General features: G+C 53.7%; 25 protein-coding genes. 16 read left to right on the plus strand and 9 right to left on the minus strand.

Features of this window, described 5'->3' with window-relative positions:
• The first annotated feature begins 71 nt into the window (after nt 1-71).
• Complete coding sequence (locus tag Q4544_RS00830; RefSeq protein ID WP_303503253.1) at nt 72-539, plus strand: cytochrome c; 468 nt, start codon at nt 72-74, stop codon at nt 537-539.
• 21 nt (nt 540-560) lie between these two features.
• The gene (locus tag Q4544_RS00835) at nt 561-1,439 is read left to right on the plus strand and encodes a cytochrome c (RefSeq protein WP_303503255.1); all 879 of its coding nucleotides are present in this window, start codon (nt 561-563) and stop codon (nt 1,437-1,439) included.
• A gap of 72 nt (nt 1,440-1,511) precedes the next feature.
• Here the strand turns inward: Q4544_RS00835 and lipA are convergent, their stop codons facing one another.
• Nucleotides 1,512-2,462: a lipoyl synthase gene (lipA, locus tag Q4544_RS00840; RefSeq protein WP_303503258.1), complete on the minus strand. Its 951-nt coding sequence runs from the start codon at nt 2,460-2,462 to the stop codon at nt 1,512-1,514.
• Between the two features lie 219 nt (nt 2,463-2,681).
• On the opposite strand from lipA, the gene Q4544_RS00845 reads away from it, so the two are divergent.
• Nucleotides 2,682-3,227 (plus strand): peroxiredoxin, encoded by a 546-nt coding sequence (locus tag Q4544_RS00845; protein WP_303503986.1) that lies wholly within the window; start codon nt 2,682-2,684, stop codon nt 3,225-3,227.
• Nucleotides 3,228-3,263: 36 nt separating this feature from the next.
• On the opposite strand, the gene Q4544_RS00850 is transcribed toward Q4544_RS00845, so the two are convergent.
• Nucleotides 3,264-4,193, minus strand: a complete 930-nt coding sequence (locus Q4544_RS00850) for a hydrogen peroxide-inducible genes activator (RefSeq protein ID WP_303503260.1) — start codon at nt 4,191-4,193, stop codon at nt 3,264-3,266.
• Nucleotides 4,194-4,310: 117 nt separating this feature from the next.
• Here Q4544_RS00850 and Q4544_RS00855 point away from each other — a divergent pair, with 117 nt between their 5' ends.
• The gene (locus tag Q4544_RS00855; protein WP_303503263.1) at nt 4,311-5,759 is read left to right on the plus strand and encodes a catalase; all 1,449 of its coding nucleotides are present in this window, start codon (nt 4,311-4,313) and stop codon (nt 5,757-5,759) included.
• A gap of 47 nt (nt 5,760-5,806) precedes the next feature.
• Here Q4544_RS00855 and Q4544_RS00860 read toward each other — a convergent pair whose 3' ends face one another.
• On the minus strand, nt 5,807-6,913 hold the full coding sequence (locus Q4544_RS00860; protein WP_303503264.1) for a DUF6456 domain-containing protein: 1,107 nt from the start codon (nt 6,911-6,913) through the stop codon (nt 5,807-5,809).
• A gap of 226 nt (nt 6,914-7,139) precedes the next feature.
• Here Q4544_RS00860 and Q4544_RS00865 point away from each other — a divergent pair, with 226 nt between their 5' ends.
• Nucleotides 7,140-7,430, plus strand: coding sequence for a DUF6477 family protein (locus Q4544_RS00865; protein WP_303503266.1), 291 nt, complete (start codon nt 7,140-7,142; stop codon nt 7,428-7,430).
• Between the two features lie 9 nt (nt 7,431-7,439).
• Here the strand turns inward: Q4544_RS00865 and Q4544_RS00870 are convergent, their stop codons facing one another.
• On the minus strand, nt 7,440-8,984 hold the full coding sequence (locus Q4544_RS00870; protein WP_303503268.1) for a trimethylamine methyltransferase family protein: 1,545 nt from the start codon (nt 8,982-8,984) through the stop codon (nt 7,440-7,442).
• A gap of 259 nt (nt 8,985-9,243) precedes the next feature.
• Here Q4544_RS00870 and guaA point away from each other — a divergent pair, with 259 nt between their 5' ends.
• From guaA to Q4544_RS00920, 10 genes are all read left to right on the plus strand, one after another.
• Nucleotides 9,244-10,803, plus strand: coding sequence for a glutamine-hydrolyzing GMP synthase (gene guaA / locus Q4544_RS00875; RefSeq protein ID WP_303503270.1), 1,560 nt, complete (start codon nt 9,244-9,246; stop codon nt 10,801-10,803).
• Nucleotides 10,800-11,078: a putative quinol monooxygenase gene (locus Q4544_RS00880; protein ID WP_303503272.1), complete on the plus strand. Its 279-nt coding sequence runs from the start codon at nt 10,800-10,802 to the stop codon at nt 11,076-11,078. The genes guaA and Q4544_RS00880 overlap by 4 nt, the downstream gene beginning before the upstream one ends.
• 63 nt (nt 11,079-11,141) lie before the next feature.
• Complete coding sequence (locus tag Q4544_RS00885; RefSeq protein WP_303503274.1) at nt 11,142-12,047, plus strand: NAD-dependent epimerase/dehydratase family protein; 906 nt, start codon at nt 11,142-11,144, stop codon at nt 12,045-12,047.
• Nucleotides 12,048-12,102: 55 nt separating this feature from the next.
• Nucleotides 12,103-12,981, plus strand: a complete 879-nt coding sequence (locus Q4544_RS00890; RefSeq protein ID WP_303503276.1) for a DMT family transporter — start codon at nt 12,103-12,105, stop codon at nt 12,979-12,981.
• A gap of 95 nt (nt 12,982-13,076) precedes the next feature.
• Nucleotides 13,077-14,174 (plus strand): OmpP1/FadL family transporter, encoded by a 1,098-nt coding sequence (locus Q4544_RS00895; RefSeq protein ID WP_303503277.1) that lies wholly within the window; start codon nt 13,077-13,079, stop codon nt 14,172-14,174.
• A gap of 102 nt (nt 14,175-14,276) precedes the next feature.
• Nucleotides 14,277-15,134: an ATPase gene (locus Q4544_RS00900; protein ID WP_303503279.1), complete on the plus strand. Its 858-nt coding sequence runs from the start codon at nt 14,277-14,279 to the stop codon at nt 15,132-15,134.
• Nucleotides 15,135-15,179: 45 nt separating this feature from the next.
• Nucleotides 15,180-16,103, plus strand: coding sequence for a homoserine O-succinyltransferase (metA, locus tag Q4544_RS00905; protein ID WP_303503280.1), 924 nt, complete (start codon nt 15,180-15,182; stop codon nt 16,101-16,103).
• Nucleotides 16,104-16,113: 10 nt separating this feature from the next.
• Complete coding sequence (locus Q4544_RS00910; RefSeq protein WP_303503281.1) at nt 16,114-17,040, plus strand: alpha/beta fold hydrolase; 927 nt, start codon at nt 16,114-16,116, stop codon at nt 17,038-17,040.
• Nucleotides 17,041-17,081: 41 nt separating this feature from the next.
• A complete protein-coding gene (ppk2, locus tag Q4544_RS00915) occupies nt 17,082-17,951 on the plus strand; it encodes a polyphosphate kinase 2 (protein ID WP_303503283.1) in 870 nt (289 codons plus the stop codon).
• Nucleotides 17,944-18,564, plus strand: a complete 621-nt coding sequence (locus Q4544_RS00920; protein ID WP_303503285.1) for a TetR/AcrR family transcriptional regulator — start codon at nt 17,944-17,946, stop codon at nt 18,562-18,564. The genes ppk2 and Q4544_RS00920 overlap by 8 nt, the downstream gene beginning before the upstream one ends.
• Before the next feature lie 315 nt (nt 18,565-18,879).
• Here Q4544_RS00920 and rpsI read toward each other — a convergent pair whose 3' ends face one another.
• The 5 genes from rpsI to Q4544_RS00945 form a co-directional block, all read right to left on the minus strand.
• Complete coding sequence (rpsI, locus tag Q4544_RS00925; RefSeq protein ID WP_303503288.1) at nt 18,880-19,365, minus strand: 30S ribosomal protein S9; 486 nt, start codon at nt 19,363-19,365, stop codon at nt 18,880-18,882.
• A 3-nt stretch (nt 19,366-19,368) separates the two neighbouring features.
• Nucleotides 19,369-19,830, minus strand: a complete 462-nt coding sequence (gene rplM / locus Q4544_RS00930) for a 50S ribosomal protein L13 (RefSeq protein WP_303503289.1) — start codon at nt 19,828-19,830, stop codon at nt 19,369-19,371.
• A 165-nt stretch (nt 19,831-19,995) separates the two neighbouring features.
• The gene (locus Q4544_RS00935; protein ID WP_303503290.1) at nt 19,996-20,970 is read right to left on the minus strand and encodes an SLAC1 anion channel family protein; all 975 of its coding nucleotides are present in this window, start codon (nt 20,968-20,970) and stop codon (nt 19,996-19,998) included.
• 59 nt (nt 20,971-21,029) lie between these two features.
• On the minus strand, nt 21,030-22,403 hold the full coding sequence (locus tag Q4544_RS00940; RefSeq protein ID WP_303503291.1) for a PLP-dependent aminotransferase family protein: 1,374 nt from the start codon (nt 22,401-22,403) through the stop codon (nt 21,030-21,032).
• A 347-nt stretch (nt 22,404-22,750) separates the two neighbouring features.
• Nucleotides 22,751-23,176: a PaaI family thioesterase gene (locus Q4544_RS00945; protein WP_303503293.1), complete on the minus strand. Its 426-nt coding sequence runs from the start codon at nt 23,174-23,176 to the stop codon at nt 22,751-22,753.
• A gap of 94 nt (nt 23,177-23,270) precedes the next feature.
• On the opposite strand from Q4544_RS00945, the gene Q4544_RS00950 reads away from it, so the two are divergent.
• Complete coding sequence (locus Q4544_RS00950; RefSeq protein ID WP_303503295.1) at nt 23,271-24,056, plus strand: enoyl-CoA hydratase; 786 nt, start codon at nt 23,271-23,273, stop codon at nt 24,054-24,056.
• The last annotated feature ends 334 nt before the right edge of the window (nt 24,057-24,390 follow it).

Consider the following 24,390-nt stretch of genomic DNA (forward strand, 5'->3'; position numbering starts at 1 on the left):
CGATAATGATAAATGTACTTCTAAATTAGCACAGGCATTATACAAACAACAGTTTATCTGGGAGAGCGATTATGACCTTCAAATTGATTTCGACTGCAGCGCTGGTTGTTGCATTAGGTGCAAGCGCCGTTATGGCCGATGGCCATTCCAAAGCTTTGATGGGTGCTGTCAAAGCACGTCAGGGCCAAATGCAGCTTTATGCGCACAATCTTGGTGTTCTTGGTGCCATGGCAAAAGGCGATGTGGCCTATGACGCGGCGGCGGCTCAGGCTGCGGCGGATAACCTTGTTGCAGTGTCTGGGCTGAATGCCATGACCATGTGGCCGCAAGGCTCTGACAGCACAAGCATGGAAGGAACACGAGCCAAGGCGGAAATCTGGTCTAATTTCCCGGATGTCGGCGCAAAAGCGGGTGCCATGGCTGAAGCATCGGTAGCGATGGCGGCGGCGGCCGGATCGGATTTAGCGTCGCTTCAGGCGGCAATGGGTCCGCTTGGCGGTGCATGTGGCGCGTGCCACAAAGCCTATCGCAGCAAGTAATCCTACGCGTAGGATAGCTGCATGGCCCGCATTATTCGTGTTCTTTGTGTATTGGTCCTTGCGGGCCTTGCAGCGTTTTATTTTGTCACCGCCCCGAAATCTGTCGAGGCGGAACTGTTTCGCGATCTGCAAAGTAATGCGGACAACGGCGCGTTGGTTTTTCACGCCGCTGGATGTGCGTCTTGTCACGCGGCACCAAAAGCAGAGGCCGTGGATCATCCTATTCTGACGGGGGGCCAAACATTTCCATCTGATTTCGGGACGTTTGTTGCGCCTAATATCTCGCCCGATCCGACACATGGTATTGGTGGATGGACGTTAATCGAATTCGCCAATGCGATTCAAAAAGGCGTCTCGCCAGACGGCGCGCATTATTATCCGGCCTTTCCCTATACAGCCTACGCCCATATGACGCCGCAAGATGTGGCGGATTTAAAAGCGTTCATGGATAGGTTGCCAGCGTCGGATACGCCTAGCCAGCCCCATCAAGTTGGCTTTCCGTTTAACATCCGCCGGACATTAGGTGGCTGGAAGTTCCTATTTGCATCTGACGATTGGGTTGTCACATCCGTAGACACACCAGAACTGGACAGAGGCCGCTATTTGGTTGAGGCTTTGGCGCATTGTGGTGAATGCCATACACCCCGAAATGCATTGGGCGGATTGCAGAAAAACGCGTGGCTGACGGGTGCGTTTCTACCCGGAGAAGGCAAAGTTCCCGGCATAGCGCCGAGTGAGTTGGATTGGTCTGTCGAAGACTTGGCCTATTACCTTGAAACTGGGTTCACACCTGATTTTGACAGTGCGGGTGGCGCGATGACCCATGTCGTTGAAAACATGGCGCGGCTTCCTGAAACGGATCGCGCAGCGATTGCGGCCTACATTAAGGCCCTGCCCTAAACATCTGCAAACAAAAGAAAACCGCGCAAGGGATCGCCTGCGCGGTTGATCTTTCAAAACGTCGTAGATGACTTAGGCTTTGCCCAGTTTCTGCATCCGATTGTCACGCAGTTTGGCGAAATCATCACCTGCATGGAACGAGCTACGCGTCAGCGGTGTTGAGGAAATCATCAAGAAGCCCTTGCCCCAAGCAGCCTTTTCATAGGACGCAAATTCGTCTGGCGTTACAAAACGCGCAACCGCATGGTGCTTTGGTGTTGGCTGTAGATATTGACCGATGGTCATGAAATCCACGTCTGCGGCGCGCATGTCATCCATGACTTGCAACACGCCCTGACGTTCCTCGCCCAAGCCAACCATGATACCGGATTTGGTGAAAATGGATGGGTCCAGCTCCTTCACGCGCTGCAACAACCGCAAAGAATGGAAATAACGCGCACCCGGGCGTACCTCTGGATAGAGGCCCGGAACGGTTTCAAGGTTGTGGTTAAACACGTCTGGCTTTGCAGCAACGACGGTTTCCAAAACAGAGTCATCACATTTCAGGAAATCAGGTGTCAGAATTTCGATCGTTGTTTTTGGCGAGCGATGACGGATCGCGCGAATGGTCTGGGCAAAATGCTCTGCGCCGCCGTCTTTCAGATCGTCACGGTCCACTGACGTAATAACAACGTGATTCAGGCCCAGCTTTTTGACGGCTTCGGCCACGCGACCCGGTTCAAACGCATCCAATTCGTCTGGACGACCCGTCGCAATGTTGCAGAAGGTGCAGCCGCGCGTGCAAATATCACCCATGATCATCATGGTGGCGTGGCCCTGACTCCAGCATTCGCCGGCGTTTGGGCAGCTTGCTTCTTCGCAAACGGTGACAAGCTTGTTCTCGCGCATAATGCGCTTGGTCGCGTTATATCCTTCGCCTGTTGGTGCTTTTACGCGGATCCAATCAGGTTTTCGTGGCTGCGCATTATCCGGGCGGTGTGCTTTTTCCGGATGGCGTTGCTCTGGGATCTTAAGGTCTCTCACGCGGCATTCCCTCATGACATGATGCGTCAAATTCAGGCTAACATAACGAGAATGGATGGCCAGCGCCAGAGCTGCATAACTGCTATGCATTTGGTGCGGATTGTTCGGATTTTAGGCATCGCATCTTAACTTTTTAACTGAAATTCAGCCAACCGTTGCACCAGAATTAGAATCGTTTTAAGTCGCAACCAGAACAATTTGCAAATAGAGGATCACATGATGTTTGCAGGACAAAAACTTCCGAACGTGACTTTCCGCACCCGCGTACGTGACGAAAGCATTGGCGGCGACAACCCATTCCGCTGGCAGGACATGAGCACCGAAGATTACTTTGCTGGCAAACGCGTCATCCTGTTCTCTTTGCCGGGTGCGTTTACGCCGACATGCTCTACCTTCCAATTGCCAGGCTTTGAAAAAGGCGCTGACGATTTCGCGGCGCAGGGCATTGATGAGATTTACTGCATGTCCGTAAACGACAGCTTTGTCATGAACAAATGGGCCGAAGCGCAGGGCATCAAAAACGTCAAAGTTATCCCTGACGGTTCTGGCGAATTCACACGCAAAGTTGGCATGCTGGTCGACAAAGACAACCTAGGTTTCGGCATGCGCTCTTGGCGTTATGCGGCCATCGTCAACAACGGTGTTGTTGAAGCATGGTTCGAAGAGCCAGGCCGTGACGACAACCACCCAGAAGATCCATATGGCGAAAGCTCACCGGAAAATCTGATGAAATATCTGACGACTGCTGCTGAAGCTGTTGCCTAAACATTAAGAACGGCCCGCCTTGTGCGGGCCGTTTCTTTATTCGCCGATCATATCTTGTGATTGCGCCATGAGGTCCGCGCCGACCTGTCCTAACATCTCGGCAATCTCTGAAAGCCACCCTTCTTCGCCACTGCCGATACGACTGACCAATCCAATTTGGCGTGCGGGCTGTGGTTCGGCGAACCGTCGCAGCACAATGCCGGGAGTAGCCGCCTGCTCTACCGGAGCTGCGAGTTCTGGCATCAAGGTAAATCCAAACCCAGCCGCCACCAATCGTGACAGTGTTGCCAAAGATGACGCGCCTAGATTGATCTGTCGATTTCCACGCCCACAAACATCTAGTGCTTGGTCCGTCAGGCAGTGGCCGTCTTCCAAAAGCATCAGTTGATGGTTTTCCAATATCGTTGGGTGCAGCGTTTCGGCGACGGCCTCTAGCGCGTCCACGCTTTCATGTGTGCCAGCAAGCAAAAACCGATCTTCAAACAATGGCACATCGCGCAGACCTTCGACTTCGCTGGGCAAGGCCATGACCGCCACGTCCAATGTTCCGGATTGCAGCATGGAAATCAGACGATCTGTTTTGCCTTCGGTCACCTGAACATCCAATGAGATGTCTTTGGAACGCAGGGCCGCTAAGGCGCTTGGTAATAAATAGGGCGCAATTGTTGGGATGATTCCCAGGGCCAATTGCCCTGCCAAACCAGATCGCCAACGCGCGGCCTGCTCTAACATCTCGGCCTCGCCGAGTATCTTTTCCGCATGCACCAAGGCTTGCCTGCCAAAGGGCGTTAAGACCACATCCCGCGCGTAACGCTCTACAACGGGGCCTCTTAGGTGCAATTCAAGCTCTTTGATTTGCACAGACAGCGCCGGTTGGCTGACATGACAGGCCTCTGCCGCGCGGCCAAAATTGCGATATTTCGCTAATGCTCTGAAATACGTCAGCTGCTTGATCGTAACGGCCATCGGTGCCTCCAATAATGATAATCAAAACCTATCACATTAATGAAAAACTACAATTTGTAATTATTCTAATTCGCTGCGATTTTGCCTTCATCAAGTATTTCCTCGGAGGATTATTCCATGGCTGACAAACGTCTCACAACAACCGCTGGCGCGCCGATCGCCGACAATCAAAATAGCCAAACCGCTGGTCCGCGTGGCCCGATTTTGATGCAAGATTATCAACTGCTCGAAAAGCTCGCGCATCAAAACCGTGAACGTATTCCAGAGCGTGTGGTCCATGCCAAAGGCTGGGGCGCATTTGGGACGTTGAAAATCACCGAGGATATCAGCCAATACACCAAGGCAAGTGCGCTGCAAAAAGGCGTGACAACGCCAATGCTGGCGCGGTTTTCCACTGTGGCTGGCGAAGCTGGGGCGGCAGACAACGAACGTGATGTGCGTGGGTTCTCGTTGAAATTCTATACCGATGAAGGCAACTGGGATTTGGTTGGCAACAACACTCCGGTGTTCTTTATTCGCGACCCCTATAAATTCCCGGATTTCATCCATACGCAAAAGCGTCATCCAAAAACCAACCTGCGCAATGCAGAGGCGATGTGGGATTATTGGTCCCTTAGCCCAGAAGCGCTGCATCAGGTGACAATCCTGATGTCTGACCGCGGTTGCCCAACAACGCCGATGCAAATGAATGGCTACGGGTCACATACGTTCAGCTTGATCAACGATGCAGGTGTGCGGACTTGGGTGAAATTCCACTTTAAAACCCAGCAAGGCCACGCGCATCTAACCAACCAACAATCAGCAGAGAAAATCGGTCAAACACGCGAAGGCTACCAAGAAGCGTTGTACGGCACGATTGACTCGGGTGATTTCCCGAAATGGACCATGCAAATTCAGGTCATGACCGAAGAGCAAGCGCAGCAAGCGCCGTTCAGCCCGTTTGATTTGACCAAGGTTTGGCCGCATGCCGATTATCCGTGCATCACCATTGGTGAATTTGAACTAAACCGGAATCCTGAAAACTATTTCGCTGAAATCGAACAGGCTGCCTTTAGCCCATCAAATGTTGTGCCGGGTATCGGCTTTAGCCCGGATCGGGTTTTGCAGGCGCGTATTTTCTCTTATGCGGATGCGCACCGGTATCGTCTGGGCACGCATTACGAGGCCTTGCCTGTGAACGCGCCGAAATGTCCGGTTCATCACTATCACAAAGATGGCCAAATGAACTTTATGGGCCAGCAGTCTGGCAATGTAGATGCCTATTACGAGCCAAACTCTGTCGAAGGTGCTCCACGCGAAGACAAAATTGCAGCAGAACCACCGCTGCCGTTGTCTGGTGATGCGGATCGCTACAACCATCGCGAAGGGAATGACGATTACACGCAGGCCCGCGCATTGCATGATCTGATGGATGATGGGCAGCGTTCGCGTCTGTATTCAAACACGGCAGAGGCGATGCAGGGTGCCAAAGACACCACGATTGAACGGGTTCTGGGCCATTACGATAAAATCAGCCAAGCCTATGGCGATGGCATTCGTGCCGCCCGCGCTGCTTTGAATGGCTAAGTTTTCTGTACTGTAACGCGTTTGCGCAGCCCTAGGGCTGCGCATGTTTATCCAATCATATCAGATACATCTGTGCGCGATGCGTTGTAATGCGCGCGAAGGCGAACCAGAGCGATCCGCAAGACAACCTTGCCCGACCGCGCAGGCCATCCCAAGCGACGTTCCGTCATCTCAAGACCTTCTAGGTAGCAGCAGCAGCGCAATGTGATGTCTGCCAGCCCTTCTCCCAACAGTTCCATCGCTTCGCGCAGCCGATCACGCGCCTGCCACGCAGAGCTCGTGCAATCCCCGTTGGCACCGGCAGAGGTTCCTGCCGTTAATAACCGATCCCAGTTTTGCCCCAACGCGCCATCCATCTGCGACAGCTCAAAGTCCTCGCGCAGGCGTTCACCTGCGGCGACCAAATCGCTGGACAGAAATGGTTTACCATCTTTGTCTTTGCGTCGCGCCAATACCGCCAAGGGGCTTTCACTTGTGGAAAATCGCATCCGCCGTTGCGCGCCCTGCTCTGCCTGCGGCGTTCCTTTTGCGAGTTTTTCAAATCCTGACTGTTCTTCAGCAAAATCGCGCGCGGAATTGGAAGCCTTGGCCATCAATTGCGTTAGCTCACTGCGCCCTGCAGGCGTGATTTTATAGCGCGACACACGTCCGGGTGCCTTGCAACTGATCCAGTCTTTCAGGGCCATCGCTTGCGCAACATCGCGATCCACAACAGCGGTCCGCAATGTTGCCCCGTCCGCACCATCGCGCACGACAACTGCCTTTTCCATTCCTTTGGCCACCGCCAAAACGGCATCAGGATCACTCAACTTTAAGAGTATCTTTTCTGCTGCCGTAGCCAAAGCCGCCTCGCAAAGCGGGCCATCCATATCATGCGCATTCATCTCAAATGTCTCCATTCGTCGATCCGCGCCGGGAGAATTAGAAACATGGGCCCCCAATGCTGCAAGCGCTTCGTCGATCAGCGGATCATCCCGGCGCGATTCAACGCGCCGAATTTGCCGTGATATCGTCGATGCATGACAATGTGATTGCCGTGCAAGCGCCCGAATTGAAATGCCTTTTTCTATGTGCGCCAAGTAACGTGCTGCGTAGTTCGGCACCCAAGTTGGAACGCAAGCAAGCTCGTCCTCTGCCCTCCAATGTGTCTTCATTCATGCCCCCGGTGGGTATCTTTTGCTGCCATTTTACCCACAGATCATCCCAGAAAATCTAGGTCGCAGAGGTTACCCATGCGTTAACATCCGTCGGCACTTCGGAGTGTGTTTCCAAATGATAAACAGATTTCAAACTGGCCGAACGCTGGGTACGCTCCGAATGCAACACCCCTATAAGCTGTGCAAGGCTGCCCTTTCGATTACCCTATGAAAGGTCAAAACCATGCAGGATGTGCATACAATGCTTCGTCAATTCAACCGCCCAAAACTATTGGTTCGCGCGGCAAAAGCGGCGGCAGTCGATTACGAAAGGCCCGTCCATCTGGCACGCCTATTGCGCGCCAAAACCCTACCGGGACACGCCGAAGCCATTATAAATTTGCTAGAACTGGAACACACACATAACGAGATGCGCCGACAAAAACACCTAGGGTATTCCCCAATCGCCCATGTGGACGTGATGATTGCCATTGTTGGCGAGGCCCAGCTGATGCAGGCCTCCCAATATACTTAAAGGCAGCGATTACATAAAGGAATCGGGCATAGACGCCTTTTTGTCAGCAACAAAGGCTTTCAATGCCTCATCAATCGCGGGATCCAAAGGCGGGGCCACATGGTCTGCAACCAATTTTGCGACACGCTCAGTTGCCAGCGCTTGCGTATCGCGTGCCCCTTCGTCCTGCCATTGCTCAAACGGCTTGTAATCAAGTATCTCAGAACGCCAAAACGCGGTCTTAAAGTTCGCCTGCGTATGGGCACAGCCCAAGAAATGCCCACCGGGCCCAACTTCGCGCAGCGCTTCCATGCCCTGCCCGTTTTCATCAATGGCAACACCTTCGGCCATCTTATGCAAGGTGCCCAATTGATCGGCATCCATCACGAATTTCTCGAATGACGCCACCAGACCACCTTCGAGCCAGCCACAGGAATGCAGCATAAAGTTCACGCCGCCCATCAAGGCCGCATTATGGGTATGTGCTGTTTCATAAGCCGCCTGCGCATCTGGTAGTTTTGAGCCACATAGCCCACCACCGGAACGGAACGGCAATCCCATGCGCCGCGCCAATTGACCCGCGCCATATAAAATTTGGCTCGCTTCGGGCGTGCCAAAGGTTGGCGCACCCGATGCCATATCGATAGAGGTCACAAAGGCCCCAAAGATCACAGGCGCACCGGGGCGCACCAATTGGCTATAGGCAATGCCTGCCATGACCTCTGCCAAAACCTGCGTTAACGTCCCCGCAACCGATACCGGGGCCATCGCGCCGCCCACGATAAACGGAGAAATGATACAGGCTTGGTGGTTCTTGGCATAAACCTCAAGCGCGCCCATCATTATGTCGTCAAACGTCATTGGCGAGTTGATGTTGATCAACGACGTCATAACCGCGTTGTTCTGTACAAACTCTTTGCCAAACAGAATTTCGCACATATCCACGCAATCCTGCGCGCGGCTTGGTTCAGTGACAGAGCCCATAAATGGCTTATCCGTCAAAGACATATGCGCATAGATCATGTCCAAGTGGCGTTTGTTCACTGCAACATCGGTCGGCTCGCAAACGGTACCGCCGGAATGGTGCAGCCATTTGGACATATGGCCCAATTTCACGAATTTCTCAAAGTCTGCCATGGTGGCATACCGGCGACCACCCTCGGCATCGCGCACAAAGGGCGGGCCATAGACCGGCGCACACACCAAGTTTTTGCCGCCAATTTCAACGGACCGTTCCGGGTTACGCGCATGCTGCGTAAAGGAAGACGGCGCTGTTTTGCACAGCTCCCGCGCAAGTCCCTTTGGCAGACGCACACGGTGGCCATCAATCTTGGCCCCCGCTTTTTCCCACAGCGCCAAGGCGCCCGGATTATTCGGGAAATCCACGCCTATCTCTTCGAGCACGATTTCGGCGTTCGCTTCAATAACCGCCAACGCTTCGTCGGTCAGCACCTCATATAGCGGTATGTTCCGCTCTATGTACTTCGCGGTTTCAACGGTCACATTGGCGCGTGCCGCACGACGTGCAGCACCACCGCCTGAACGGCCTCGACGAGTTGGAGCGGGTTCAGCCATATGGTCCTCATAGCTTTGAAGGTCTTTTTATATTTCTACCCAGCAACGTCCCATCTCCGCGTGATAATTGCGGCGATTAAACACTAAAAACGACATTCGATACGGCAATGCGCGTTCGCATGGCTCAAAGGGGCTCTGCCCCTCACGTCGAAACGATGTTTCGCCGCTCACCCCGGAGTATTTGGAGAAAGGTGAATTATTAGAGGTGATGATAGGCAAATCTCTTGCGCAAATGGGTCATTTGGCCTATGCGGCGACCATGACAGAGACATCCCATGACCGCCTTTTAATCATCGACTTTGGTAGCCAAGTGACGCAGCTGATTGCGCGTCGTCTGCGCGAGCTGAATGTCTATTGCGAAATCCACCCCTATCAAAAAGTCACAATGGATTTTGTGCGCAGCTTTGCGCCAAAGGCCGTGATCTTTTCCGGTGGCCCAGACAGTGTGACCCGCGAAGGGTCTCCGCGCGCGCCACAAGAGATTTTTGATCTGGGCGTGCCGATCCTTGGCATCTGCTATGGTCAACAGACCATGATGCAGCAGCTTGGCGGCAAGGTCGAAAGCGGCCACGGAACAGCCGAATTTGGTCGTGCCTACGTGACGCCAAAGAACAAGTTGGCGATCTTGGATGGTTGGTTTGCCGAAGGTGACGAACAAGTCTGGATGAGTCACGGCGATCACGTCAGCGAAATCGCACCCGGCTTTGAGGTTTATGGCACCTCACCCAACGCGCCTTATGCCATCACTGCAGATGTCTCTCGGAATTTCTACGCGGTGCAATTCCACCCAGAAGTGCACCACACGCCAAATGGCGCGAAGCTGTATGAGAACTTTGTCAAACTGGCGGGTTTCTCTGGCGATTGGACCATGGGTGCTTATCGTGAGCAGATGATCGCTAAGATCCGCGAACAGGTTGGCGACAAACAGGTGATCTGTGGTCTGTCTGGTGGTGTTGATAGCTCTGTTGCTGCAATCCTGATCCACGAAGCGATCGGCGATCAGCTGACCTGTGTCTTTGTCGACCACGGCCTGCTGCGCAAGGACGAGGCGAAAGAAGTCGTCGCCATGTTCCGCGACAACTATAACATCAAGCTAATTGCAGCCGATGAAAGCGATCTGTTCTTGGGCGAGCTGGAAGGCCAGTCTGACCCAGAAACCAAACGCAAAATCATCGGCAAGCTGTTCATCGACGTGTTCCAGAAATACGCCAATGAGATCGAAGGCGCTGAGTTCTTGGCGCAGGGGACGTTGTACCCGGATGTCATTGAATCCGTGTCCTTCTCTGGCGGACCATCTGTCACCATCAAATCGCACCACAATGTGGGCGGCCTACCTGAAAAGATGGGTTTGAAACTGGTTGAACCGCTGCGCGAACTCTTCAAAGACGAAGTCCGCGCCTTGGGTCGTGAACTTGGCTTGCCGCAGTCCTTTATCGGTCGCCATCCTTTCCCTGGACCGGGTCTTGCGATCCGTTGCCCTGGTGAGATCACCCGCGAAAAGCTGGAAATCCTGCGCGAAGCGGATGCCATCTATATCGACCAAATCCGCAAACATGGCTTGTATGACGAAATCTGGCAGGCCTTTGTTGCCATCCTTCCGGTGAAAACCGTGGGTGTTATGGGCGATGGCCGCACCTATGATTATGCCTGCGCAATGCGTGCGGTGAACTCTGTTGATGGTATGACCGCGGATTACTATCCGTTCACCCATGAATTCCTAGGTGAAACCGCAACGCGGATCATCAACGAGGTCAAAGGCATCAACCGCTGCACCTATGACATCACCTCAAAGCCTCCGGGCACGATTGAGTGGGAATGATCCGGCTGACCGGACATATCCAAGTACCAGCGGATCGCCTAACGGCGGTCCGTTCTGCATTGGCAGACCACATTCACCTAACCCGCGCCGAACCCGGCAATCTGACGTTCAGCGTGATTGAACACCCCACCATTGCTGGCCGATTTGACGTTGCCGAAACGTTTCTAGATCGCGCGGCTTTTGACGCGCATCAAACGCGTGCCGCGCAATCGGATTGGGCCAAGATCACCCAAGGCATCCCGCGCGACTACCAAGTCGAAGAGATTGCCGATTAACGCTTTGTATGCGCAGCCTTTTCGCTTAGATGAACTAACGCGCAGTTCAGCAAGGCCAAGCATATGACCGAAAAACAGCCCCATATTGTCGTCACAGGTGCCAGCGGTTTTATTGGCACTCACGTTATGCAAGCCCTTGCGCAGGCTGGCGAATATCCTGTTGGGCTTTGCCGCAAACCAACCAAGGGGCTGGTGCATGGGTTTGATCTTGAGAACCTTGGGGATCTATCCAAAGTCCTAACGGGTGCCAAAGCCGTCGTGCATTGCGCCGCCCGCGTGCACCGAAAAGAAGACCCTAAAACCGCGCTTGAGGATCATCGCCGCACCAATCGCGACGCGACCGTTGATCTATTGCGTCAGGCCGAGGCTGCTGGTGTGGAACATTTCGTGTTTCTCTCAACTATAGCTGTCTATGGGCTAGACAAAGCCGACGCTGTCATACCACTGGATCATCCAACCGATCCCAACACCCCTTATGGTCAGGCCAAGCTTGAAGCCGAAGAGATCATCGCGCAAAGCCCGATCAAAACCACGATCTTGCGAGTGCCATTGGTCTATGGTCCCAACGCGCCGGGCTTTTGGCGCCGACTATTAAAGCTGTGCAACAGCCGCTATCCGCTGCCATTTGATTTCGTTGGTAACCGCCGAAGCATGATGGCAGTGCAAAACCTAGCAGACCTTATTCGTCATTGCATCGCAGCCCCATCAACACCCGATGTGATCCTTGCCACTGATCACGAAGACCTTGGCACCACGCGCATCGCGACCGCCATGCGCCATGGTCTTGGCCGCCCGCGTCGTCTTTTCACTGCGCCAAAACCGCTGATCAAATTGGCCGCCCACGCTGTTCGCCGCCCTTATCTATACGAGCAGTATTTTGACTCGCTCCAGTTTGAACCAACAAACTGTGATTGGACGCCACCGCTTTCTGTCGACGACGCCCTCGCGTTAAGTGTGCACAAAGCATAATTCCACTTTCAAACGGATGCGTTTTTCGCCAACGTGGCCGCGGGGAGAGTACATTATGTCCAATCACTTTCGCGCGGCCCTTTGGATGTCTGGCGCGATCATATCCTTTTCGCTGATGGCCGTTGCAGGACGCGCTGCAAGTGCAGAGCTCGATACCTTTGAGATCATGATGTATCGCAGCCTGATTGGATTTACTGTCGTTGTTGCTATCACCACGGCGCGCAACCAATGGGCCCATGTGTCTACGCAAGATATTGGCACCCATACCCTGCGTAACCTTGCCCATTTCTGCGGACAAAACCTGTGGTTCTATGCGCTTACGTTGATGCCATTGGCACAGCTCTTTGCGTTAGAGTTCACCACACCGATTTGGGTTCTCCTGCTAGCTCCCCTCATTTTAAATGTGAAAATTCGCCCGATGGGTCTATTGGCTGCGGCAATTGCCTTTGTCGGGATTATCATCGTCGCCCAACCCGGCGCGGCCCCTTTAGGCCCCGGCTTTTTGCCCGCGGCCCTATGTGCGGTGTGCTTTGCATTCTCGCTGATCTTCACAAAGAAGCTGACCGAGCGGCACAGCACGGTCTCTATCCTGTTTTATCTCACCGCGATGCAACTTGTTTTCGGGGCGATCTTCGCAGGCTACGACGGCGATATAACCGTGCCCTCAGCAGCGGCTATTCCATCTCTTGTGATCATTGGCCTTGCAGGTCTGACAGCCCATTTCTGCATTACAAGCGCGCTTAAAATTGCTCCCGCTTCGGTTGTAGCCCCTTATGACTTTGTGCGTTTACCGGTGATCGCCATTGTCGGAGCGCTGTTTTACAGCGAACCCCTGCAAGCCAGCGTCTTATTAGGTGCGATCCTCATTTTCGGTGGTAACTACTTGAATATTATGCACGAAAATAAATTAAAACGCGAAGTGACCACGAGTTAGACTGGCTCGTATTACGTGTGGTCACCGCTTGACCGAACGATAGTTACATTTCTACGCTACACGGAATAAGAATGTAACGCGCGGGGAGGCGTGTCATGAAATATACACTACAGGGTGCTGTAGCCTTTGGGCTCATGGCATCGACCGCTCTTGCGGGAGGCATTGAACGGTCCAATCAATCTGTGTCTGTCATCTTCGAAGAAGGAAGCCTAATCGATCTAAGCTTTGGGTCCGTCGATCCATCAGTATCAGGTACCGGGGTCTCGGTAACTCCAGGCACTCCTTCTGGCGATATGGCCGATAGCTATATTCAGACAGGCTTGGCCTATAAAACTGATTTAAACGAAAACCTATCTTTTGCTCTTATTTATGATCAGCCGTTTGGCGCAAACGTGTCATACCCATCAGCGTCGGGATACTTCGCCGGTGGCGCAACAGCAGAACTTAATAGCAAAGCACTGACGGGCGTTCTGAAATACACAACCGACAACAACATCAGCATTCTTGGCGGCTTGCGGTATCAGACCTTCCAAGCCGAAGCTTCGCTGCCATTTGTGGCTGGATACACTGGTAGCAGTTCGACCGATGCGAGCGTAGGCTACCTAGTCGGCGTGGCCTATGAAAAACCAGAAATCGCGTTGCGTGTTGCTTTGACCTATAACTCAGCGATCACACATGACTGGACGATTTCAGAAACAGGACCGGGAACAGCAACCAGCGCGTTGCAAACCGAAACCCCACAATCCCTAAACCTTGAATTCCAATCAGGCATAGCCAAAGACACGTTGGTCTTCGGTAGTGTCCGTTGGGTCGATTGGTCAGAATTCGACATCACACCCCCGGTCTATTTAGGTGCGACGACGGTTCCTTTGGTAAACTTTCGCGAAGATACCATCACCTATACTCTAGGTGTCGGACGTCGCTTTAACGAAAACTGGTCTGGCGCAATCTCTTTCATGCATGAACCAAAGGTCTCGGGGTTTTCATCAAACCTTGGGCCAACAAACGGCAAATCTGGGATTACCGTCGGGGCGACCTACAAAAAAGACAACATGGAGATTACGGGCGGCATTAGCCACATCTGGCTTGGCGATGCGACCTCAACGCTTGCCTCCATTGACCCGCTTACAGCAGCTTCATTTACGGATAACACGGCTGTTGGTGTTGGCCTAAAAGTGCGTTTCCGCTTTTAAACACCTTGGGCTTTTCCCGGAACCCTTCGGGAAAAGCCCTTAGAAACATTGACCATATCCGCCCTGCCCGCTACCAACGAGTGAAACGATAAGGGTCGGGTGATGCTCTATAAATCCGCAGCAGATTGGCGTGATGCGCCACAGAAAAAAGTTCTTCTCTTTGCCATGTCGGGCCTTGGGAAGACCCATGTCTCGAACATGCTGCGCGAGTCTGGCGACTGGTTTCACTATTCCGTCGATTACCGCATTGGCACCCGCTACATGGGCGAGCACATCGCAGATCACGCCAAAGCCGAGGCCATGACCGTTCCGTTCCTGCGGGAACTGCTGCTTAGCGACAGCATCTATATCGGCTCGAACATCACCTTTAACAACTTAGCCCCACTGTCCGCCTACCTTGGCAAACCCGGCTGCCCAAAGCGCGGTGGCCTGCCGTTTGATGATTATATGCGACGCCAAGATCAACACCGCACCGCTGAAATCGCAGCCCTGCAAGACACGCCGCACTTTATTGATCGTGCGCAAAACCTTTATGGCTACGATCACTTTGTCTGCGACACTGGCGGATCGATTTGCGAAGTCGTGGATGCCAATGATCCAAATGATCCCATCCTAAAAACGCTTCAGCAAAACACGCTGATGGTTTGGATCAAAGGTTCAGACGCCCACACAGACGAGCTTATTCGCCGTTTTGATCGTGCACCTAAGCCTATGTATTATCAGCCAGAATTCCTGCGCGCCAAATGGGCCGAATACCTCGCCCAAGAAGGATGCGCTGAATCCGAAGTGAACCCAAATGCCTTTGTCCGGTGGACCTATTCCCAAGCGCTGGCACACCGCCAACCGCGCTATGAGGCGATGTCAAACTGGGGCATCACCGTTCAGGCCGAGGACGTCGCACAGGTCACATCAACGTCAGACTTCGAAGCCCTCATCGCAGATGCCCTTGAGAGTAAGTAGTTCCTGACTTACATATCGGCTTCCAAGATATAGGAAGATTGTCCAATGCCCATCAAACTGCCCTCCGACCTGCCTGCCTTTGACGTGCTTTCGCGCGAAGGTGTGATGGTCATGTCGGATCACCAAGCAGAACGGCAAAACATTCGTCCGCTGCGCATTGGGTTGCTCAACCTGATGCCGAAAAAGATTCAAACCGAGAACCAATTCGCGCGTCTGATCGGTGCAACCGCCTTGCAGATCGAGCTGTCGCTCATCCGCATGAGCGAACACCAGACCAAAAACACCGCAGCCGAGCATATGGCCGAATTCTATCGCCCATTCTCCGATGTCAAAGCCAGCGGCGAGAAATTCGACGGCCTGATCATCACCGGCGCGCCCATTGAACATATGCCGTTCAATGACGTCACCTATTGGGACGAGCTATGCGAGGTCTTTGACTGGACACAAACCCATGTGCATTCCACCTTTGGCGTGTGCTGGGGCGGCATGGCGATGATCAACTACTTCCACGGCGTGAAAAAACACCTGCTGGATACCAAACTCTTTGGCTGCTTCCGCCATCAAAATCTAGATGAATCCAGCCACTATTTGCGCGGGTTCTCGGATGATTGCGTGATCCCCGTCAGCCGCTGGACCGAAATGAAACAAGAAGAGATTGACGCGGCGCAAGGTCTTAAAACCCTGCTTGCCAGCGACGAAGCAGGGCCCTGCTTGGTCGAAGACCCAGCGCGCCGTGGTCTCTATATCTTCAACCATTTCGAATACGACAGCGACACGTTGAAACAAGAATATGACCGCGACGTTGCCAATGGCACGCCGATCAACGTGCCGATGAACTACTACCCGGATGATGATCCATCCAAGCCACCGCAAAATCGTTGGCGCAGCCACGCGCATCTTTTGTACGGCAACTGGATCACCGAAGTTTACGAAACCACGCATTACGATTTGTCAAAAATTGGCAGCTAAACTCCTCATAATGCTATGCTTTATCGTGGCGGCCTTTGCGGTCGCCACAGTGCTAAAAGCCCGCGCAAATGAAATGCGCGCTGAAACCGCCTACCCGCCCGAAGGCCAAATCCTCACTATTGACGGCAGTCAAATGCACGCAGTCGTGCGCGGCCAAGGCCCCGACCTCGTGCTAATCCACGGCAGTTCTGGCAGCACACGCGACTTTACCTTTTCGCTGATGGACAAGCTCGCCGCTGACTACCGCGTCATTGCCATCGACCGGCCCGGCCTTGGCTATTCCCAAGCCATCGATAACCCATCCATTTTTCACCAAGCGGAGCTGCTGCAAAAAACCGCCGCCGAACTTGGCGCGTTCCAACCCATTGTTATGGGACAAAGCTATGGCGGCTCTGTCGCCCTCGCGTGGGCCGTAAACCACCCTGACAGCCTCGCAGCCCTTGTGCCCGTGGCAACACCATCTTTGCCTTGGACCACCCCACTCAGCCGCTTCTACAAAATCACATCAAACCCGATCCTCGGCCCATTGGTTATCCCAATCCTCACCGCTTGGGTGCCCAACGCCTATGTGAACAGCGAAGTAAACGCCGTCTTCGCCCCCCAATCAGCCCCCGATGGCTACGCCGCCCACTTCGGCCCCGGCCTGACCCTGCGCCGCAGCTCGCTAACTGCCAATGCCAAACAACGCGCAGGTTTGTTGATGGAAATCCAAACCCTGTCAAAGCTTTACGACCAAGTCACAGTGCCCACAGAGCTGCTACACGGCGAAGCTGACACAACCGTCGGCGCCTCGATCCACTCGATCCCACTGGCGCCGCAAATCAAAGACGCCAATCTAACCACCCTTCCGGGCATCGGCCACATGCCGCATCACAGCGCAGAACAGGCCGTGATCGACGCAATCCACCGCGCCGCCGCCCGCGCCTCATTGCACTAAGCGTCTCGCATCGCCATATTAGAAAAAAATGGAGAGGTTTCATGCAGCTGCCCTTTGATGGCGCAATCAGCGCCTTCTACAAAAACACCGCGCCACAAGACATTCGTGACGCGATTAAGACTGCGAATAAGGGCGAAATCCTCGACAGCAGCTTTCCATTCAGCGAAAGACTTAGCCGCAAGACCTATGAAAAAGACATGGCCGCGCTGCAAATCGAACTGGCCAAGATGCAAACCGCCCTTAAGGACAGCGGCCAACGGGTCGCCATCGTCTTTGAAGGCCGCGATGCCGCAGGCAAAGGCGGCACCATCAAACGTTTCCGCGAAAACCTAAACCCACGTGGCGCGCGCACGGTTGCGCTGTCTAAACCAACGGAAACCGAGTCCACCCAATGGTATTTCCAACGCTACATCCAACACCTGCCCGCAGCTGGTGAGATGACCTTCTTTGACCGCAGCTGGTACAACCGAGGTGTCGTGGAAAAGGTCTTTGGCTTCTGCACCGATCAGCAACGCGATCATTTCTTTGCCCAAGCCCCCGATTTCGAAAAAATGCTGGTGGACGAAGGCATCATCCTGATCAAATTCTGGCTCAACGTCGGCCGCGCCGAACAGCTGCGCCGCTTTATGGCCCGCGAAAGCGATCCACTAAAACAATGGAAACTCAGTTGGATCGACGTCGAAGGCCTCAAGAAATGGGATGCCTACACCCAAGCCATCGGAGAAACGTTTGATCACACAAACACCGACATCGCCCCTTGGACCATCATCCGCAGCGACGACAAACGCCGCGCGCGGCTGAACGCAATTCGGCACGTTCTCCATCGCGTGGACTACACCCACAAAGACGCAAAGGCCATCGGCCAATGCGACCCAACCATTTGCGGCACAACGGATATTTGGCATGCCTAAGCAAGGCTATCACCACGGCAACCTGCGCCAAGCGCTGGTCGAAGCCGCCCTGCGCCTGATCGAGGTCAAAGGCCCAACAGGCTTCACCCTGTCAGAAGCCGCGAAAACCGCAGGCGTAACACCCGCAGCCGTCTACCGCCATTTCGAAGGTCGCGAAGACCTGATCGCCGAAGCCGCCCGCCAAGGCTATGAAATCTTTGCCGATTTGATGCAATTCGCCTACGACAAAGGCCAACCCTCAGCGCTCGCCAGTTTCGAAGCAACCGGCCGCGCTTACCTCGCCTTCGCCCGCAAATATCCGGGCCACTACATCGCGATGTTTGAAAGCGGCATCTCCGTCAACCGCACCCCAGAACTCGCCGCGATCGCCACCCGCGCGCGTGGTGTGATGGAACAAGCGGCCAATGATCTCTCTCAACACATCCCACCGGAAAAACGTCCCCCAGCAAGTATGTTTTCAGCCCACATCTGGGCCATGAGCCACGGCGTGGTGGAACTCTTCGCCCGAAACTCCCCCGGCACCCAAAGCCCCTTCCCACCAGAAGATTTGCTAGAAACCGGCATCGGCGTTTACCTACGAGGCCTCGGCCTGATCAAACCCGACGACGCATAATGGGGCTCTGCCCCCTGCGCTGCGCGCATTCCCCCGAGGTATTTTGGTCAAGAAAAAGCCTATCTTCATCTTTCCAAAAATACTCTGGGGTGAATTGGCCAGCGGCCAAGAGGGGCACAGCGACGACCTGCAACAACGCTTTCCGAGAAAGTTGGTGGCGGTAAAACCGGACGCGAAAGAGATACTAAAAGCGGTCAGTTTGTTCAAAATGGTACAGCGAAGCGTCGCCCAAGCACCACAGTTACCGAAGATAAATAGCCAATAGAAAAAGGGCCGCCTGAAGGCAGCCCTTTCCAAATTCGAAATGTGTAAAGCTTAACGCTTTGAGAACTGGAAGGAACGACGCGCTTTGCGGCGGCCAAACTTCTTACGTTCAACAACACGAGAGTCACGTGTCAGGAAGCCAGCAGCTTTCAACGCGCCACGCAGGGATGGTTCATAAAGCTGAAGCGCTTTAGAAATACCGTGCTTAACCGCGCCCGCTTGACCGGACAGACCGCCACCTTTCACAGTTGCGTATACGTCGAATTCACCTTCAACGCCTGCAATTGTGAATGGCTGTGCCAGGATCATTTGCAGAACCGGACGTGCGAAATATTCGTTCTGTGGCTTGCCGTTTACAACAACTTTGCCAGAGCCTGGTTTAATCCAAACACGTGCAACAGCGTCTTTACGTTTACCAGTTGCATAAGAACGACCTAGCTCGTCGCGAACAGGCTCCGCAGGAGCTGCGTCAACAACAAGAGTTTCGCCGTTTGCAACAGCAGAGAGCTCTTCAAGAGAATTGATTTGATCAGCCATTGATTAGCTCCGCGTGTTCTTGGAGTTCATGGATTTCACATCCAACACTTCTGGCGCTTGCGCCTCGTGTGGGTGCTCGGAACCAGCATAGACGCGCAGGTTGGTCATGATCTTACGGCTCAGGGAGTTCCCTGGCAGCATGCGCTTTACAGCAGCAGTCACGACACGCTCAGGGAATTGACCCTCGAGAATTTGCTCAGCCGTACGGAATTTGATGCCGCCCGGGTGGCCTGTGTGCCAGTAGTAACGTTTGTCGGTACGTTTTTTACCAGTCATCTGCACCTTGTCGGCGTTGATGATGATAACGTTGTCACCTGTGTCCATGTGTGGAGTAAAGGTGGCCTTGTGCTTGCCACGCAAGCGCATGGCGACGATCGACGCAAGACGGCCAAGCACGACGCCTTCAGCGTCGATGATGATCCATTTCTTATCGATGTCTGCCGGAGTAGCAGAAAAGGTTTTCATTGTGGTCTACCTAAGTTTGGTTGACAGATGCGGCAACGAGTCGACACATCAATATGCGATGGGCGGGTTATAAAGCCCCCACAACCACAGTCAACAGCGGCAAAGTTAAATTAACCAAGTAAAATCAACACCTTACAAAATAGGTATTATTTTACCCCACTTATTTCACCGCTCCGGCTGGAAAAACACCCCGGCAAACAACCCACGCAGGGTTTTCGCGGTCAGAAACGCAACAATCCCACTTAGTACCGCCCATAATCCAGCGCCAATCACCATATGCGCGGGCGACGCGGCCTCAACGCCAAACCGGATTGATGCCATACACAAGCCCGCCACAGGAAAGCTCAGCGCCCACCAGCTTAAGGCAAAGGGCATAGTCACAAGTTTCGGCAGCTGGATCACCACCAACATCGCAAAGATATAGGCCGCGTTCAAAAGCACCCGTGCAAAGCTGTCTACCCCACCCGTCAATGTCACATAGGCCAGAAACCCCAGTGCAGGTGGCGCGATCAGAACCACAAGGGTTGGCACCAATTTGCCCGGCAGCGGATCGTGAAACACCAATCGGTTCATCACCAAGGTCAACAACACCAACCAAAAGAGAACACCGCCAGAAAAGAACAGCCAAGACAGCTCAATATATCCCAACGGAACGCCCGCTACGGGCACAATCACATTCCCAACCGCTGGAATAAACCACGCGGGGCTTAGCTGCCCCACCTCAAATGACCGATGACTGATCCAGCTAGAAATCACCGACAGCGTCAAAAGCCCTTGAAACGCCAAGCCGATCACCCAAATCACGCGGGCCATTCCCGGCGCATCCTGCAAATACCCCATTGCCACCAAAAGCATAGAAATCGAAATCGCTGGGAAAAACGCCAGCTTGCCCGGCACCTGCCATTCTGCGCGGCAATCGTGCGGCGCTCGGATCAGTTTGGCCCCGTAGATCAAGACCAAGCCAACAAAGGCCACCGTCGCAACCACCCGCAACACCAAGGCCACAGGCATAAACGCAGGCCATACCGCAGCCATTGCGAAACTTGCCAAGGCCCAGCCCCACAACCCCATAGAGGACGCAAATAATGTAACTGGAAAATGCGCAAGACCTGCCTTTGCATCACTCATATCTGTTGCCATCGTCTGTCTCTCCTCCGGCAGAGCCGTTCCTTCGGCTCCTGATTTTCGGTTTTGTCTCGCTACGTCGTGAAACTACGAGGCGGATTGTCCAACAAACGCCGAACGATCTCGATCCCTTGCTCAAACCGCTTTTGGTCGATCTGCCCATTCATGGCCAACCGAACCGCATGCACTGTGCGACCATCCCGAAGTGTGAATTCATCAGCAGATTTCAACATCACGCCTGCCGCCTCTGCAGCCTGCGCAAAGGCTGGGGCCCGCCATCCAGTAGGCAGTTCAACCCAAACCAGCGGTACGTTGTTTCGCCATCGAATGGCATATCCGCCCAATTGGTGTACCGCGATGCGCAAATCCGCATTGATCCGCGCCTGCATCTTGGAAATAACCCCCGGCAGCTTTGGGTTGGTCATCACCTTGGCAAACACCTCAGTCAGCATCGTTGATACGCCAAAGTGACTAAACTGCACGCTGCGCAGCATTTCTCCGACCCACCCATTGGGCGGCAAGGTAAATCCAACACGCAGGGCCGGCGAAACTAACTTTGACGGAGAATTCACATACCAGCCCAATTCAGGCAACAAGGCCCGATAGGTTTCACCAGTGTGTTGCCCCATATAGTAACAATCATCATCCAGCACATGAATGCCGTGTCTCAATGCGACGGATGCGATTTCGCGACGCCGCGCTGCAGATGTTGGCCGCGTTGTTGGATTATTCACCTCGGAAGAGGTACAATACAATTCAGCACCTGTGGATTGTACCAATTCTTCAAAGGCTGCTGGGTCCGGTCCGTCACCATCCCACGGCACGCCAACGATCCGCGCGCCGTAAATCTCGGCCGCTTTTCGAAATCCTGAAAAGGTCACATCGTCCACCAACACGACCGGATCCTTGGACCGCAAGACAGCCTGCATAATATGCATCACAGCATTCTGTCCGCCATGGGTAATGACCAAATCATCAACCGTGTAATCCCCCAGTGGTGCGTCCTTCATCCACTTCATAAATGCCAGCCGCGCCGGAAGGTTCATTTCGCGTTTTGGGTATTGCATCAAGGCCATAGCAGGCAATTCTGCAGTAACTTTACGCATCGCATCGCGTATAAGTGCCTCTTGACCCATGTTTGGAATGCGTGGGCTAAACAGGTCAACACTACCGGTTTCCCCCACGTCAATTTCCATGCCGTTGACGTCGGAAACATAGGTGCCCCGACCGACGCCTGCGGTCAATGTGCCGTCCTCCACCAGCAGTGAATAGGCCCGCGCAACGGTGCCGGGCGTAATCTCTAGACGGTAGGCTAATTCACGAACAGGCGGCAACTTTTGCCCCGGATCAAGTTCGCCCTCTTGGATACCCTTACGGATGCAATCAACCAGAGCGCGATACTTGGCACGCCCTGTTTGCGCCAACATCGGAGTCCACTTTGTACCCATTACAATGTTTTCCTAGACCAAAAACTGCGCTCATTGTACCTAGAATTTAACAACACATCAATGGATATGTATCGATACAATCCATAAGTTTCCGCAAGGTCACCTACGACCTGTCGCGTTCAGATTTGACGCTGTGCGATCCACCCTCTTCCGGACGTCGCACATCATCACTGGGGAGCTCGACTGAGGTGATTTTGCGGAGGAGCGCCTAGGTCAATTTGGTTTGGGTGCGACCGACATCGGAGTCACTCCCGATGGCGTGACCGCTTCGCGGTCATCTTCTGGCGGGCGCAAACCCCGTCGAACGTCAGAAATCACTTAGCCGGGGTTCGCCCCGGCTTTTTTTTTCAATCGCGCTTCGGAGGGATTGAATAGGTCAACGTCGCACGCGCAACCGGCGCCTTTTGCCCCTCAGAACAAATACGAATATCAACCACAGACAGGCTTTTGCCTAGCTTCAACACCTCTGCCGTCGCAATTAAATCCGCATCTGCTGAAGGTTTACGCATAAAGTCGATCGAACAATTGGTTGTCACAGCCAATGCTTCGCGTCCGATATGCGCCAATGTCGCCGCATAGGCTGCCACATCCGCAAGTGCAAACATGGTGGGCCCAGACACAGTTCCCCCCGGTCGCAGATTTTGATCCGTCACAGGCATCCGCATCACGGTCACAGCACCATCAATGTGTTCAACAGAAAAATGCCCTCGGACTTGCGGAAAAACCTCCCACAAATAGTCCTGCATCTCAGCGCGCGTCATAACTGGCGTCATCACCATTCCCCTTATGCCGTAACGTCTTATGCGATTTGCCTTTGGCGCAACCGCTCTGCATCCTACGCTCTAGGCAATTGTGACGGAGGGCAAGATGGCAATTTTAGAACGTAACGACACACAGGCTGTGGCACATCTGCAAATGAATGCACCAGAGCGGTTAAACGCGCTGTCAGATGAGATGATCCATGCACTGCAAACACAGCTCGATCAAATCGCCACAGATCCCAACATTCGCGTCGTCATCCTATCGGGTGATGGCAAAGCTTTTTGCGCGGGCCACGATCTCAAACAAATGACCGCAGGCCGCCAAGCCAAAGACGCTGGCCGCGCCTATTTCGCCGATCTCTTTGCGCGCTGTGCCAAACTGATGCTGACCATCCAATCCATCCCCCAGCCCGTCATCGCCCAAGTCCACGGCATCGCCACCGCAGCGGGCTGCCAGCTTGTCGCCACCTGCGATCTTGCCGTCGCCACAGATACAACCAAATTCGGCGTGAATGGCGTCAATATCGGCCTGTTCTGCTCCACCCCCATGGTCGCCCTCACCCGCGTGATCCCCCGCAAACAGGCGTTCGAGATGCTCACCACCGGCAAATTCATCTCCGCAGAACGCGCAGAACAGCTTGGGCTGATCAATTACGCCGTCCAAATCGACGATCTTGAAGCAAAAACCACCGAGCTCGCCGAAACCATCGCAGCAAAACTCGGGTCTGCGGTGAAAGTTGGTAAACAAGCCTTTTACAAGCAGGCGCAATTGCCCACGGATCAAGCTTATGACTATGCAGGCGATGTCATGGTGCAAAACATGCTGTTTCAGGACACAGCCGAAGGCATCGCCGCATTTTTAGAAAAACGCCCGCCAAATTGGGATCAATAACGCCGATCCGCCCGTGAATTGTGTCCGAAATGTGGCAAAATCCTTCGAAATTCGGCAGCCAGAAAGTGGTTAACATTAAGTAAACAAGGGAAATACGCGATTTTCCGCCAATTTTAGGCATTGTTTCCCTTTTTGCGCCCCACTTTTTCCTAATTTGGTCTAGCCGCACCCGAAAACCCATGTCATAACCACCCTATCGAAGCGCAGAACATCGCAGACTTCGAACATAGACATTGGGTCGCTGAACGGTGGAAGGTCCCTCCAGGGTTATCTCTCTAACCCGACATTCCTGCCTCAGCGGCCCAAATGATCTCTCCCACATCTAAAACCCCTT

The sequence above is a fragment of the Cognatishimia sp. 1_MG-2023 genome (assembly GCF_030548175.1).
Classification (GTDB): Bacteria; Pseudomonadota; Alphaproteobacteria; order Rhodobacterales; family Rhodobacteraceae; genus Cognatishimia.